Annotated in this window: 16 protein-coding genes; 6 read left to right on the top strand and 10 right to left on the bottom strand. The window is 38.5% G+C overall.

All coding sequences use genetic code 11. From position 1 onward, the window contains the following. On the top strand, positions 1-923 hold a 923-nt coding region (locus PP182_RS20820), incomplete at its 5' end, for a gliding motility-associated C-terminal domain-containing protein (RefSeq protein ID WP_272653180.1). A gap of 23 nt (positions 924-946) precedes the next feature. Continuing rightward, positions 947-1,837, top strand: a complete 891-nt coding sequence (locus PP182_RS20815) for a PorP/SprF family type IX secretion system membrane protein (RefSeq protein ID WP_272653179.1) — start codon at positions 947-949, stop codon at positions 1,835-1,837. A gap of 55 nt (positions 1,838-1,892) precedes the next feature. Here the strand turns inward: PP182_RS20815 and PP182_RS20810 are convergent, their stop codons facing one another. After that, positions 1,893-3,644 (bottom strand): aromatic amino acid hydroxylase, encoded by a 1,752-nt coding sequence (locus PP182_RS20810; RefSeq protein ID WP_272653181.1) that lies wholly within the window; start codon positions 3,642-3,644, stop codon positions 1,893-1,895. Positions 3,645-3,819: 175 nt separating this feature from the next. On the opposite strand from PP182_RS20810, the gene PP182_RS20805 reads away from it, so the two are divergent. Then, positions 3,820-4,284: an Lrp/AsnC family transcriptional regulator gene (locus tag PP182_RS20805; RefSeq protein WP_272653178.1), complete on the top strand. Its 465-nt coding sequence runs from the start codon at positions 3,820-3,822 to the stop codon at positions 4,282-4,284. A 55-nt stretch (positions 4,285-4,339) separates the two neighbouring features. Here PP182_RS20805 and PP182_RS20800 read toward each other — a convergent pair whose 3' ends face one another. Then, positions 4,340-4,915, bottom strand: a complete 576-nt coding sequence (locus PP182_RS20800; RefSeq protein ID WP_272653177.1) for a DUF4136 domain-containing protein — start codon at positions 4,913-4,915, stop codon at positions 4,340-4,342. A 73-nt stretch (positions 4,916-4,988) separates the two neighbouring features. Next, complete coding sequence (locus PP182_RS20795) at positions 4,989-5,147, bottom strand: DUF5522 domain-containing protein (RefSeq protein ID WP_272653176.1); 159 nt, start codon at positions 5,145-5,147, stop codon at positions 4,989-4,991. Positions 5,148-5,713: 566 nt separating this feature from the next. On the opposite strand from PP182_RS20795, the gene PP182_RS20785 reads away from it, so the two are divergent. The 3 genes from PP182_RS20785 to hemL all read left to right on the top strand — a co-directional run bounded on the left by PP182_RS20785 (position 5,714) and on the right by hemL (position 8,829). Then, the gene (locus PP182_RS20785; RefSeq protein ID WP_272653174.1) at positions 5,714-6,619 is read left to right on the top strand and encodes a 1-aminocyclopropane-1-carboxylate deaminase/D-cysteine desulfhydrase; all 906 of its coding nucleotides are present in this window, start codon (positions 5,714-5,716) and stop codon (positions 6,617-6,619) included. Positions 6,620-6,702: 83 nt separating this feature from the next. Beyond that, complete coding sequence (locus tag PP182_RS20780; protein WP_272653173.1) at positions 6,703-7,542, top strand: glucosaminidase domain-containing protein; 840 nt, start codon at positions 6,703-6,705, stop codon at positions 7,540-7,542. 3 nt (positions 7,543-7,545) lie between these two features. After that, positions 7,546-8,829, top strand: a complete 1,284-nt coding sequence (gene hemL, locus PP182_RS20775; RefSeq protein WP_272653172.1) for a glutamate-1-semialdehyde 2,1-aminomutase — start codon at positions 7,546-7,548, stop codon at positions 8,827-8,829. A gap of 2 nt (positions 8,830-8,831) precedes the next feature. Here hemL and PP182_RS20770 read toward each other — a convergent pair whose 3' ends face one another. From PP182_RS20770 to PP182_RS20740, 7 genes are all read right to left on the bottom strand, one after another. Continuing rightward, positions 8,832-9,068: a DUF1059 domain-containing protein gene (locus tag PP182_RS20770; protein ID WP_272653171.1), complete on the bottom strand. Its 237-nt coding sequence runs from the start codon at positions 9,066-9,068 to the stop codon at positions 8,832-8,834. Between the two features lie 32 nt (positions 9,069-9,100). After that, a complete protein-coding gene (locus PP182_RS20765) occupies positions 9,101-9,385 on the bottom strand; it encodes a hypothetical protein (RefSeq protein WP_272653170.1) in 285 nt (94 codons plus the stop codon). A 111-nt stretch (positions 9,386-9,496) separates the two neighbouring features. Further along, complete coding sequence (locus tag PP182_RS20760) at positions 9,497-10,261, bottom strand: DUF6090 family protein (RefSeq protein WP_272653169.1); 765 nt, start codon at positions 10,259-10,261, stop codon at positions 9,497-9,499. An 11-nt stretch (positions 10,262-10,272) separates the two neighbouring features. Beyond that, a complete protein-coding gene (locus tag PP182_RS20755; protein ID WP_272653168.1) occupies positions 10,273-11,376 on the bottom strand; it encodes an adenylate/guanylate cyclase domain-containing protein in 1,104 nt (367 codons plus the stop codon). A 244-nt stretch (positions 11,377-11,620) separates the two neighbouring features. Further along, on the bottom strand, positions 11,621-12,337 hold the full coding sequence (locus tag PP182_RS20750; RefSeq protein WP_272653167.1) for a DJ-1/PfpI family protein: 717 nt from the start codon (positions 12,335-12,337) through the stop codon (positions 11,621-11,623). 206 nt (positions 12,338-12,543) lie between these two features. Then, positions 12,544-13,011: a DUF2306 domain-containing protein gene (locus PP182_RS20745; RefSeq protein ID WP_272653166.1), complete on the bottom strand. Its 468-nt coding sequence runs from the start codon at positions 13,009-13,011 to the stop codon at positions 12,544-12,546. Positions 13,012-13,093: 82 nt separating this feature from the next. Further along, complete coding sequence (locus PP182_RS20740) at positions 13,094-14,710, bottom strand: M28 family metallopeptidase (protein ID WP_272653165.1); 1,617 nt, start codon at positions 14,708-14,710, stop codon at positions 13,094-13,096. Positions 14,711-14,877: the final 167 nt, after the last annotated feature.

The raw sequence follows: 14,877 nt of genomic DNA, 5'->3' as shown, positions 1-14,877 counted from the left end.
CGGATACCGATGACGACAACGATGGTACCCCGGACACGGATGACGACTTCCCGTTGGACGAGAACGAGGATGCCGATACGGATGGTGACGGAACGGGCGACAATACGGATACCGATGACGACAACGATGGTATCCCGGACACGGATGACGACTTCCCGTTGGACGAGAACGAGGATACGGATACGGATGGTGACGGAACCGGTGACAATGCCGATGAGGATATCGATGGGGATGATATCCCAAATGATGAGGATCTTTATCCTTACGGAGAGTCAGAAGATCGGGACAATGATGGTGTGCCCGATGTAGACGATGCTTTTCCAGATAATCCGCAAGAAAGTGTGGATAGTGACAGAGACGGTCAAGGAGATAATTCGGACATGGACGATGATAACGATGGTACCCCGGACAATGAAGACGCATTTCCATGGGATTCACAGGAGGATACCGATTCGGATGCTGATGGAATTGGGGATAACGAAGATAATGATGATGACAATGATGGTATTTCTGATGCACAGGATGTATTTCCAAAAGACCCATCCGAATCTAAGGATACTGATGGTGATGGTATTGGTGATAATACCGATACGGATGACGATAATGACGGGGTAGTCGACTTGAACGATGCATTTCCTAGCAACAATGAACCCACTTTGGTACCGGCCCAAGCCTTCACTCCAAATGGAGATGGAAACAACGACGCTTGGATAATTCCTGGAATTGACAATTACCCCAATAATGTGGTGAAAGTCTTCAACAGATGGGGGCGCGAAGTATTTGCCGTACAATCCTATAAAAATGATTGGGAAGGCTTTTACAAGGAAAACAGTGAGAAATTGCCATCTGGTTCCTATTTATATGTCATCGACCTGGGCGATGGTTCCGAGGTAATCCGCGGATGGATATTTATCAACTATTAAATCAACCTAAAAGAATAATTAAAATGACGCGAATTTTAAATACAATAATGGTAATGTTTGCCCTGCTTTTAGCAGGACAGGTATGGAGCCAACAGGATCCCCATTATACCTTTTATCGATATAATATGAACATCTACAATCCCGCATATGCCGGAAGCTCAGAGGGGGTTGAGTTTGTTCTCGGACTTAGAAGCCAATGGGCGGGTATTGAGGGTGCTCCCGAAAGCCAAAGTGCCATTTTTGGAATACCCGTCGGCAATAAAGTGGGACTAGGTGTAAGTATCCTTAACGACAAAACCTTCATTGAGACCCAAACTTGGATGGCTGTTGACTTTTCTTATCATATTCAATTAAACGATGCCAACCGAATCTATTTTGGAATTAAGGCGAGCGCAAACTCGTATAATGCAAATACGCAAGGTCTTTTGACCTATGGAGTTGGTCAGGACGGTTCTTTGATGAACTTTGAGAGTCGCTTTACACCGAATATCGGTGCAGGTGTTTACCTGAAAAATGAAAAGTATTTCATAACACTCTCAGCTCCCAAACTTTTGACTCCTGATAGACTTCAAGAAGCCAACGGTAATGCTTTTCTAGGTGCCGATCGAATTCATGCCTATTTAGGTGGAGGTTATGACTTCTTTTTAGGTAGTAACACCAAACTTCAGGCTTTGGGAATGATCAGATACGTTGATGCATCTCCAATCTCATATGAGATTACAGGGCTCTTGGATTTAGCAGAGCGTTTTACCTTGGGTGCAGGGTATAGGTTCAATGAAAGCCTGAGCGGACTTTTTCTTTTCAAGGTTTCAAATGGATTTCAATTGGGGTACGCCTATGAGTCTGCTTGGCAAAGACCTATAGACGGGTTAGATCAAGGGACGCACGAGGTTTTTATGAGATTTGTACTTTAAATAGATTTGTTTTTTATTAAGAGCCCTTGACCACATATATGGACAAGGGCCTTTCTTATTGTATGATAAATTGCTTATCCGTCAATGCAACACCATCATCGATTAAATGCCCAAGTTTTGGATTTTCCAGTTTTATGGTATTAAGATGTTCCATTATTTCCTTGGCAAATTCCAAATCCTGGTTTCCTACCGCCAGTTCATATAATTCAACGGACAATAACCAATCTTTGGGATAGTTCTTCTTCAATTCTTTAAATACTTTATTTCTTGAAATGGTCGTGTTCGTTCTATTTCTAAAGTCTCGAATTTGCTGGTAAAAGTTCTCCAGCCCATTATTTTCACGACTTTCTGTTTTGGAATCGGAAGTACTTAATTCGTGGTCTATTAAATCAAAACTTTTGAGGTCGGCCGGTCCATGATAAGCGGAAATGATTCTTTCGCCTATAGCCATATTGTAAAGTTCATCATTGGATTGAAAGAGAATCTTTCCGTTATAGGTAACTTTACAATGTTCAAAAGTGATGAGGATAATCTGGCCCTGTAGGTTTCTGGTGCCAGTTACAATTTTACCGCTCACATTAATTCCGCCTTCGAAATTTAAGGAAACTTCATTTCCTTCATAAATGTTATACGCCTTTAAGTCACGTGGGCTCATATCCTCAATCGCGATGTTAATCCCCTTAAGTCGGCCAACCGGTGAACCAAAGCCAGTATCGTGTTGATTGGTATCTTGACCAACCAGCTCCTTTTCTCGGTAGGCCAAAGCAGATTTACCAGTGGTCTGAAAATAGATGGGCTTACCATTATGGGCAATAACGCTTTCAAAATTCCCCGAAACCTGAAGCCCGGTACTCAATTCAATGGTTCCTAGATCTTTTGAATCTATAAGCTTCTTAATTCCGCTAAGACCACCAGTTCGTAGTGCCATAGTGTTAGCGAAGTCTTCGAGAACTTGACTCAAAAATGCAAAATCAGGGGTCACGTAAAGCTGAGGTTGTGGTTTGGTAATATCAAATGGAGTGTGCGCTGCTTCAATAGTGTAGGGTACCTTTTTTACCTTATCGGTCATGCACCACGCACTTTCTCCGATACTGGATAAAAGGCCCGCCCCGTAAATTTTTGGATTTTTCAAAGTTCCAATAAGGCCATATTCAACGGTCCACCAATGAAGGTTTCTGATCATGGCCATTTCGCTAGGTTCTCCCATATTCTTCTGGAGCTCTTCCACCTTGTTATCGGCTTTAGTTATGTCCTTTGGATTTGTTCCTTTAGCTTCTTTGATTATGGATAGTGTTCGTACTGCTTGATATAACTCAAAATCCTTGGCGTTGGATACGGCTTTACTTCCGATTTCACCAAACCTTCTTAGGTATGCGGCATATTCCGGGTTTGCAATAATTGGGGCATGACCGGCACCTTCATGTATAATGTCCGGTGCGGGCGTATATTCAATATTTTCAAGTTGACGAATATCCGAAGCAATCACCAAAACATTATACGCCTGAAATTCCATAAACGCAGCCGGAGGTATAAATCCGTCGACCGCTACTGCTGCCCAACCTAAATCCTTTAGTATACGATTCATTCCATACATATTAGGTATGCTTTCAATGGAGATTCCCGTTTTCTTCAAGCCTTGTGTGTAGGAATCATGGGCAACCTTACTCAGGTAATCCACATTTTTTCGCATAACATAACGCCAAACTGCTTGGTTTATAGCTGTGTAATCCTCATAGTTTTGAGGCTTGATGTATTGCTGTAGATGCTTTGGAAGTTTATCGAGTATAGGATTGCTTTCGTAGCTCATGTGTTCGGATATCGAGGTTTTTTTCATTGAATTTAGGTACTATTAAAGTTACAATATTTAGTTCATTAATCTTTAAATTGTAAGTATTTAGGGTAAAAATCCTTTAATTTCGTTATTTATTAGGAACAAATAGTATTTTTAGTTGTTTTAAACCCCAAATAAAGGAAAAAGTAAAATGGAAAGATTAGATGATATAGATCGGCAGATACTCAGAATCTTGGAAAAGGATGCAAAAACGGTGGCGAAGTCCATTGCCGATCAATTGGGGCTTACTAAAACACCAGTTTATGAGCGGATTAAAAGATTGGAAAATGAAGGATTTATAAAAAACTATAAAGCCATTTTGGATACCTCTAAAATCGAACGTAGTATTACGGTATTCAGCTTTGTATCACTAGAAGCTCAAAAAGGAAGGTTAATAGATGATTTTCTTGAGAATGTTGCCCTTTTTAATGAGGTAACCGAATGTTATGTGGTCGGTGGAGAATTCGATTTTCTATTAAAAGTGACCGTAAAAAATCTGGATGCCTACTACGAATTTGCCAAAACAAGGATAGCCACGTTACCAAATATTGGAGCTGTAAAAAGTGCTTTTGTGCTTAATGAAGCCAAAAATAGTCAACACTTTCCTTTGCTATAAAAAAAGCCCTCCCGATGATTCGAGAAGGCTTTTCCTTTTAATTACATTGAGTTTTTTATCTAGCAGCGACCGAGTTAGGCGGATACTGCTCCAAAATTTGAGAAACAAACTCCCTAATGCGCTGTTCTTTCTTTTCAATGTTATTGGTGTTGGCCAATGTCCCTTCACCTTTACCTTGCCAAACGAGTTCCTTGTTGTTTGTATCGATTAAATCGATGTACAGAGACCCTTGAGTGCGTGTGCTAACGCTACTACCCCCCCAGCCCCAGCCCCAACCGGGACCCCAAGCATAAGGATTATAACCCCAGCCCCAGGCACCGCCCCAGCCGAAGTTGTTATTATATATGTCCACGCGTTCTTGTTCTTTGGTGAAAATACTTATCAGTAAATCGGGATTTTCAGATTTTACGAATCCTCTGGAGGACATTTCCTCCTCTATAGCACGAAGAATTCTTTTTTTATCCAAGTCTGATATTTGTGCTTTATCTATACCGGTTTTGTAAAAAGCATAGGATTTATATTCGCTAAAGTTGGCTTGTTGATCATAGTCCGACAGTACCCTGACCGAAGAACACGAACTAAGTACCGTCAATACCAAAGTAACCAATGCCAGTAATTTAAAGTTTTTCATAACAATCGATTTATTTGTTTAAGGAATTATTTCTCAATATAAATGCCTCAAAAATCATGCCGAAGGTCCTAGTTTATTGACTATTTGTTTTTGGGTCGTAGCCGTATGGGCAATGTCTACATCCACTCTCACAACAGTATCCCCTTTTTAAATGATACTGACGCGTAAACACCCGGTAACCTTCGTCCGACCAGTAAAAGTCGCCATCTTCAATAGGGATTATTTCTTTCATTTATGTGCAAATTCAAGCTTATCGTTTTCGTTTTTCGAAATCTTAAATCAATATAAAATTACTTTATTTCTGTTGATAACCCCAGCAATTAGCGACAAGTAACCTATGTTTAACGGGGTTTTAGCATTTTATATGTCGATTTCACACTGTTAGCAACAAAAGAAATTAACTTTTTATTCGTTAATTTTAACAAGTATCTTTGAGTAGATAAGAATTCAAGTGCCTATGATATTGGTTTTCAAGCATTTCTTTTATAAAAATTATGTGGGCTTATCACTTTGGCCTTTTATTTTTATTAAAAATCATACACTTAAAAATGATAGGGAGCTTATAAATCATGAAAAAATTCATTTAAGGCAGCAGCAAGAACTATTAATAATTCCTTTTTATTTTGTGTACGTTTCGGAATGGCTCATTAGGTCCCTTATATATTTTGATACCTATAAGGCCTATCAAAACCTTAGTTTTGAACGTGAAGCCTATGCTAATGAAGGTTCTAAGGATTATCTGAAGAATCGCAGACCTTATAGCTTCATAAAATACCTATTCCTTAGAAAATAATAGCCTTGCAAATTAAAAATCAATATGTAGACCTTCCCATTTTAAAGGAGAAAAATATTGTCCTTGCCTTAAAACGTGAAGATTTAATCCACCCATTAATTTCAGGAAATAAATTTAGAAAGTTAAAGTACAATGTGCTGGAAGCAATACGCCTGGGACACGATTCGATACTAACTTTTGGGGGTGCTTTTTCCAATCACATTCTGGCTACCGCTGCGGCTGGAAAGAATAATAATCTTAAAACTATAGGAATCATTAGGGGAGATGAGATAGGGAACAAATGGATTGATAACCCAACCTTAAAATTGGCTTCCGAAAATGGAATGCAATTTAAGTTTGTAAGTAGGGAATCTTATCGCAATAAAGAGAATTCCGATTTTTTGGAATCCTTAAAGGAAGAATTTGGTACATTTTATTTGGTTCCAGAAGGGGGTACGAATTCCTTGGCTATAAAAGGCTGTGAGGAAATTTTAGTGGACTCGGATTCTGATTTTGAAATTATAAGTGTTTGTGTAGGAACAGGAGGAACCATGGCAGGTTTGATCAATGCTGCGAACAATAATCAAAGAATATTGGGGTTTCCTGTTTTAAAGGGGGATTTCTTTCAGGATAAGCTGAAAAAATTAACCAAGAAGAATAATTGGACGATTAACTCGGAATATCACTTCGGGGGCTACGGCAAAATCGATGAGAACTTGGTCCGGTTTATTAATGAATTTAAGGAACAAACGAATATCCCCTTGGACCCCGTTTACACGGGAAAAATGATGTATGGGTTGTTAGATATGATCGAGAATGATAATTTTGTACCTGGAACGCGCATTCTGGCCATTCATACGGGAGGCTTACAGGGCATTGCTGGAATGAATACCGTATTGGAAAAGAAAAAATTACCTTTGCTGGATATATGAAATAAGCCGTAAAATTTGATGATTCCTCAGGATATTCAAAGGCGAAGTACATCCGACCGTTAAAAAGAAATGATTTTGAATAGATGAAAAAGAAAATAGTACTGCTTTTATTCTTAGGTATTGCCGCCGTGGGATGTAAGTCAAAAAAGGCATATTCCGATAAGCTTAGAACAAAAAATGTGCTCACCGAAAGTAAAAGGGGAGCCTCAAAAGCTTCAGGGAACCAGAGAGATACCTCCATGCCCGAAGATGCTGGCAAGTTTGTAAAATTTAGAATTGAGACCATTTCAGAGTATATCAATACCTTTTCGGAAGTCGCCCAAATGGAAATGAAGGCTTACGGTATTCCTGCCAGTATTACCTTGGCCCAAGGTTTACTTGAAAGTGGTTATGGACAAGGAGAACTAGCGTTAAAGACTAACAATCATTTCGGAATCAAATGTCATACAGGTTGGCAAGGGGATTATGATTTTCATGACGACGATGCAAAGGGCGAATGTTTTAGAAAGTACAACCATCCTATGTATTCCTTTCGGGATCACAGTATTTTTTTAACCACAAGAAGTCGGTACGCCTTTTTATTCGATTATAAAACTACGGATTACAAAAGATGGGCACATGGTTTACGTAAAGCCGGTTATGCGACGGATAGGAGATATCCCCAAAAATTGATTTATTTGATCGAGAAGCATCAACTATACAAGTATGATGGAGGTGTTTTGGATGCAGGTTATGATGGGGATACGATAGTTGCTACCGAGACTGATGCCGTGCACATTGTAAAAAGAGGGGATACCTTATATTCTTTATCCAGAAGATATTACGTATCCGTAGATGAATTGATGCGAATGAACAATCTTAGGGATTCTGGGCTTTCCGTTGGTCAGAAGCTTTTGGTGAAGTCCACTTCCATAAACAAGTAACACATGATTTATAAAAGAAGTAGTGCACTCTTTGCGGAGGCTAAACAATATATACCTGGCGGTGTTAACTCACCTGTTAGGGCTTTCAAAGCGGTAGGGGGTGAGCCAATTTTTGTTAAGGAGGCCAAAGGAGCATATTTATATGATGAAGATGGCAATAAATTGATAGATTATATTGCTTCCTGGGGACCATTGATTTTAGGACATGCCCATGAGCCCGTTATTTCTGCCCTCATAGAAAAGGCAAAAAAGGGAACTTCTTTTGGAATGCCTACTGAGATAGAGACCGACTTGGCAAAGTTGGCCGTATCCATGGTTCCAAATATTGATAAAATTCGATTTGTAAATAGCGGTACGGAAGCTTGTATGAGCGCAGTACGCTTGGCTAGGGGGTATACTGGAAAGGACAAGATTATTAAGTTTTCCGGTTGTTATCACGGTCATTCCGATTCTTTTTTGATACAGGCCGGTAGCGGTGCCGTTACCTTTGGTAGTCCCAATAGTCCTGGAGTTACCCAGGGCACAGCTAAAGATACCTTGTTGGCTTCTTACAACGATTTGGAAAGTGTTTCCCGATTGATAAAGGCAAATAAAGGTGAAATTGCAGCCGTGATTATAGAACCGGTTGCAGGAAACATGGGTTGTATTATTCCTACGGATGGATTTATTCATGGACTAAGGGCGCTCTGCGATGAGCACGATATCCTTTTAATTTTCGACGAGGTCATGACGGGTTTCAGATTAGGTAGAGGAGGAGCACAGGAAGCATTGGGCGTAAAGGCCGATGTTCTCTGCTTTGGTAAGGTAATTGGAGGTGGATTGCCCGTTGGTGCGTTTGCGGCAAGTAATGAAATTATGAGTTATTTGGCACCGGAAGGGCCTGTTTATCAAGCAGGGACCTTAAGTGGTAATCCTTTGGCGATGAGTGCGGGGTTAGCCATGTTGACAGAATTGAACAATAATCCGGAGGTGTTTACCAGTCTTCAGGAAAAGACCGCCCATTTGCATATTGGTATTTCCGAGGCATTGGATAAAAAGGGGGTTGATTATCAAATTAATCGATTTGGAAGTATGATTTCAGTTCACTTTACAGATGAACCTGTAGTCGATTTCGCTACATCGGCAAAAGGAAATAATGATACATTTAAGAAGTACTTTCATGGGATGTTAGACCAAGGAATATATTTGCCACCCTCCGCTTTTGAAAGCTATTTCCTTAATGATGCGCTTTCATACGACGATTTGGACGCCACTGTTGAAGCGGTTTACAATTTGGACTTAAGTTAGTTTTAGTCTTCCGGCAAGGCATTAAATTCTTCTCGTTTACTATTAAACCAGTTTTGCATAGCTTCAGGAGATTGCATCATGGACTTCATATTTTCCATGGCTTTTAGGTGTGGTTCATCACCCTTTAAAAACATTTCCGTGCCATGTTTTTTGCTCAATTCGGCCATTTCTTCAAAATTCTCCGCTTGGAATTGCATCTCACAAGCTCCTCCTAGTTGTTTACAGGTCATTGTTTTCATTGGAATCGGTATTTACAAATAATAAATAGATTTTAACTTCCTGCGAACGGAGTGCCGAAGACACCTACCGCCAATTCTGCCCAAACCAAAAGAAACAAAACGAGTAGGGCTATTATAAAAGCAACACGGAATTTTGGGGCCACTTTCCGTAGAATTATATTGATTCCTAATCCTACAGTAAATAAAAGAAGGCCAGCTACTACAAAATCACCTAGGCTCCAAGCCACCTCATTGGAAAACTGCATACCAACAAAAGGTATTAAAAGTAAAGCCATTGGGGCTAGGATGGTAAGCGGTTGTTTTTTTTGAAGCGTCATTTTAAATTACTTTATCACTAATTTATAAATTTTTCCTTTTGGTCAGTTTATCCAGAGCCTAAAAAACTTTAATACACCTTTTTGGGAATCAATTAAATACAGCAATATTCTTTAATCTAATTCCTTTGAGATAGTTTCCAATATAGAATCCAAGTACAACATTAATGGTTGGTAATGGGCATCTCCCGTTGCTTGACTAGTAAGGATAAACATAAGGAGTTTGTTTTCAAATTCCGTCGAGGACAATAAACTTAGGTTCGATTGTGTTCCAGCTACTTCGGGAAGACCCATTTCTTTGTAAATACCGGAATCCTCAAAAACGGTCTTAAGGCTATATTCATTGGTTCTGAACATATCCAATAAATTTTCACGCTGCAATCCCAAATCTTTTTCCTGTCTAGCGATATCCTCCAAAGTTGCCAGCCAATTCGTAAGCTTAATTCTAAGTTCAGCATTGGAAATGTTTTTAAGATTTCCGGAATTAATGATTTCGTTTAATAAAGAGTTGTTTGGATTAAAGGCAATATCCGATACCAATGTGTTAAATAAGAGTTTGGAGAATTTCTCTTCTGAAGGTAAGTTGTCCTTAAGATTCGCTATTTCCATTATTCTTTCAGCTCCATTAATATTTTGTTCGTTAATGTTTATGAGTTCCGTTAATTTGGCTTTACTGGTTAAAAATTCCTCTTTTAGACCAAGTAGATAGGTTTGTTCGGTTTGGGCATTAATATTTTGCTGATTTTTATTGTTAATTGCCAAGGCTATAAGTATTCCAATAACCACAAGTACAATCTCTCCAAGGGCATAGGCCAGGTATCGACCGACTTTTTTTTCGGCGAGTAATTTTTTTCTGGTTTTTCTAAAAAACTTTATCATGTGTAAAATAGCTAGTTTGGATGTTTCAAGTTTCTTTCGACCTTGGCCAAAATCAATGATTCATTCTTGCCTTTGAGGGCAACGTTACCAATTTTGGTTATGGAAAACATTTTGTCTTCCAGTTTTAAACGGTCTAACAATTCCATGGATATGAGAAAATCGGTTTTATATGGATTGCATGCTGCTTGTATCCTTGCCGTTGTATTGAGGATGTCACCCGTAAATACAATTTCTTTTTTCAGGGCTCCAATTTCCCCTGTGGTCACTTCCCCAAAATGCATACCACCCTTAAAACTAGGTGCATAACCATAGGATTCAAGAAAGAAGCTTGATTTAGTTGCTAGTGCATCTTTCATTTCAAAAAAAGTATGTAGACAATTGTAATTTTTTACTCCCATTTGGTACTCCCAAGTGATTACGATTTCATCCCCAATATATTGATAGACTTCCCCACCGAATTTGATTATGGCATCTTCCACGGCATTATAATAATCCCTTAAAAAAAGGAAGTATTTCTTGGTTCCCAATTTTTCTGCGATGCTTGTTGAGTCCTTCATATCCGTAAAAAGGAATATTCTGAATTCCTCTATGGGGTTATGGTATTTTCCCGTAAAAAAATTGAGTAAAACCCCGTGCCCTAAATTATCGCTTATTTCTGCATAAATTAGGGAAAGGAACAAGGAGGCCGATAGCTGCACCATAGTGCTGAAATGCACCATACTTTTCAAGAAACTAAAATATTTGGTCCAAACGGTTTTAGAAAATACGGAAGTATCCAATTCAATACTTGCCGCAATGGGATACAGGATAAGCATCACCAAGGAAAATAGCATCAAATAAAAGATCAGTTTAAATAAAATCTTTTGGTAAAAGGGTCTTTGATGGAAGCGTCGGTTAAGAAACGAAAGTTCAATATATCCTACCAAAATACCCACTAAAAATACGGCAAAGGTGGCGAAAAGAAATACCGGAAAATTTAGGTTTATCGCATCAGTCTGGGAATTGTCCGTGCCATCTGCATGTTCAATAAATAGAAATAACCATCCCAACAGCACCCATATTATACCAAATGGGAGTATTCTGCTTAGCTTTCGTTTGGTCTTATAGTTTGGCAAACTCGGTGTTTAGGTTTGGCAGGTTGCATGTTAAATCCGGTATACCAATTTAATGATTCTTATGGAATAGTAATTTTAGGTTCAAGACCTGTCTGAACTTTTAATCTCCTATCATTAAAACTAAAAGTCTAAAAGGAATCTTATATTTAATGATTATCGAGAAAAATTATTCTGTCTAAAAGGCTCAATTTCCTTGAGATTTTTAATGAACTAACAAACAATCCATGGCTTACTAAAATAGTATTTATTCAGCCACAAAATTGTCATTGTCTTTATCCTCAGTCCAATTATATTCGATTTCCTTGGCAATCTTTCTAGCAAAGTCAATTCCGTGTCTATCGGCAAGAAATCCCAGTGCCATATCCATTCCTGCACTCACTCCCGAGGAAGTATAGTATTTGCCATCAATGGCCCATCTCGCTCTTTTGTCCCAATTTACCTGCGTACCTTGTGAGGAAACCCAAGAAAAAGCTCGCTTATTCGAAGTCGCCTTTTTTCCATCCAAAAGTCCTGACTTTGCTAAAAGTGCGCTACCTGTACAAACGGTAAGAACATAATCACTTGCTAGAGAAAGCTCTTTAATTTTAGTAATAAGGGGTATATTATTGACTTCTTTTCTGGTACCCAAACCTCCTGGGATTAGTACTAATTCGGGACTACTACTAATCGATTCTAGTTTTTTGGTCATAATCGGGACCTTATGTCTGTTAGAAATTACTCCACCTTCTAAAGAATAGAACTGAAGATTATATTGGTCTACCAATCGACCAAAAATTTCTGCCGGGCCAAAAACATCAAGGGTTTCATAGTCATCGAACAAAATGAAAGCGATTTCCATAAGCGTATCTTTTTGAGGATTATTATTATTTTCTTGAGCAAAAGCGCCACCCATGGTAAAAATAATTAGGGTTGTAATGAATATATGAATGAAAGAGTTCTTAGAAATATAGCTAGTGTTCATATGCTCCGTTTATTGCGTATTATTAGAATTGGCTAGGTATTCATGTTTGGTTTTAAGTTTTGAAGATAAGATTTTTAGCCTAATCAGGAGATTATATGTAAGAGGTGATTAAAGGGTTGGGCACAGAATACGAGATAAAGATTTTCCTTTAAATATGGGGTAGGACTATAACTTATCTAAGGGGCTAGAATTATCCCTCGTTTTTACTATTTCCCAATATTTTTGGCGGCTTTTTCCGCTCTATTATCTTTGTTTTTAAAAATAAGAACGCTACCCGTAAAGTAAGGGAAGACCCAAAATAATCCAATTCGCAACCAATTTGGCCAATCGGGGAACACGCCGAACAAATGAGAACCAGCAGCCATAACTAAACCGACATAGCTATAACCCATCCATATCGAATGTTGTAAAATCCACTTTTTATTCTTTCTGCCAAAAAGTGGAAAATAAAGTGCAATTACTAAGGTTAAAAAACTAACAATGGACAGAACATGATAAACTCCAAAACTACCCCATAAATTGAACAACCCGAAAGAGGTAACGACACATAGTATCATACTTATAGAATATATGTACCCTATTTTTTTATGTTTTTTGGACCCTTTGGGAAGAAGAAAAATGAGTCCGGCAAGTAATGCCAATATTGAGAAGGTAGTATGAACAACAAAAATCATAATGCCAATTAATTTTTAATTCAACTATTTAAGGAAGTACTTATCGCTAGTTAAATTATGTACTGTAGTGAAAATATTTCAATTAGTCCCTTGCCGCTTTAAACTCACTAGTATCATACCATTTGGGAAAATAATCCTCATTGGATAATTTCAACCCTACATTAAAAAGCAATTGTAAATCTGATTGAACACCGCTTAATTCCGTAGTTTCAGCATTGTATTCATCTGAGGGCTGATGATATTTTTTCAAACGGTAGTCATCGTTATACTTTATTATCTCTTCGATGCTTTTATCTTGTCCTTCATAAGCACCACTAGCATACAAAGCTGGAATCCCAATTTTAGCAAAATTGAAGTGATCCGATCTAAAGAAATAGCCTTTTTCAGCTTCTGGATCCGGTATCACATATCTATCTTGTTTTTCGGCCGCTTCCTTGGCGTATTCATCCATTTCAGATTGACCAAAACCAGTTATCGTTAAATCTTTCATTTTTCCCGGACTGTCCAGCGCATCAATATTAATATTGGCCACTGTTTTATTGGGAGGAAAAATAGGATTCTCTGCATAAAATGCTGATCCCAATAAACCTTGTTCCTCTCCAGTTACCGCCATAAAAACAACTGAACGTTTTGTGTCAGCACTCTTTTTGAATGCCTCTGCTATTGCTAATAGACCTGCAGTACCGGATGCATTATCTACGGCACCATTATATATAGTATCACCTTCAATAGCTTTGCCAATGCCAAAATGATCCCAATGCGCAGAGTAAATAATATATTCGTCCTTACTATCCGTACCTGGTAAAAGTGCCACTACATTTTTAGAAACATCTTTTTTAATTTCATTTTTAATTGCTACGGAAACATTTAAATCCAGCGGAATGGGTGCAAAGCTTTTATTTCTAGCCAGGGTTTTGTAGTCTTGCCCATTCATGGCCGAAGCATCGAACAATTTTCCGGCACTTTCACCACTTATCCAAGATTCGACATTTAACAGCGGCAAATCACTTTCAATAACCAGTCGGGCACCGCTCCAACCCGATTCAATTACGTTCCAACCATAAGAGGCCGGCTCGGTATCATGAATAATAATAAGTCCGGCAGCACCTTGCCTTGCAGCTTCTTCGTACTTGTAAGTCCATCGACCATAATACGTCATTGCATTTCCTTTAAATAATGTGGAATCGCCAGATTTAAAACCTGGGTCATTAATTAGGACAACAGCTGTTTTTCCTTTCCAATCAATACCTTCATAATCGTTCCATCCATATTCAGGAGCAACCACTCCATAACCGGCAAAAACAAGTTCCGAATTTTCAAGGCCTACATCTGACACAGGTTTGTTCGTTGTGGCCACAAAATCCTTTAAATATTCTAGATTAAAGCTACCGTTCTTACCGGAAATAATCATGTTTTCAGAAGGCGTCCCTGTGATTTCTATCATTGGAACATCTTGAAAATAACTGTTCCCATTCCCCGGTAAAAGGCCTAGTTTTTCAAACTCATCTTTTAAGTAGTTGACCGTTTTAACTTCACCTTCCGTGAATGGTTTTCTTCCAAGAAAATCATCAGATGCCAGACGTTCAATATGATTGGCAATCGTTGTTTGATCTACTTCCACTACATTTGCTGTGTCTTGTTTGTCATTTCCGCAACTCATAAAAAGTACTAATACTAAAATTTTTAAGCAGTTCTTCATGTCTGATCTTTTAAATAAATTATTGCCAATGAATGAGTAAGAACAATTGGGTGGTTTAGACGGTAAGGTAGTAAAAGAAAAACAACGTTTTGTAAGTCCGAAGGACTTTCTAGTGAACACGGATCTAGTATTTATTATTAAATAGGGTCCTTTAATATATCGTATAT

This window comes from Maribacter sp. PR1 (genome assembly GCF_028464145.1).
Lineage (GTDB): Bacteria > Bacteroidota > Bacteroidia > Flavobacteriales > Flavobacteriaceae > Maribacter.
Note: the sequence above shows the minus strand (reverse complement) of the source record. Positions and strands in the feature narration are given on the sequence as shown.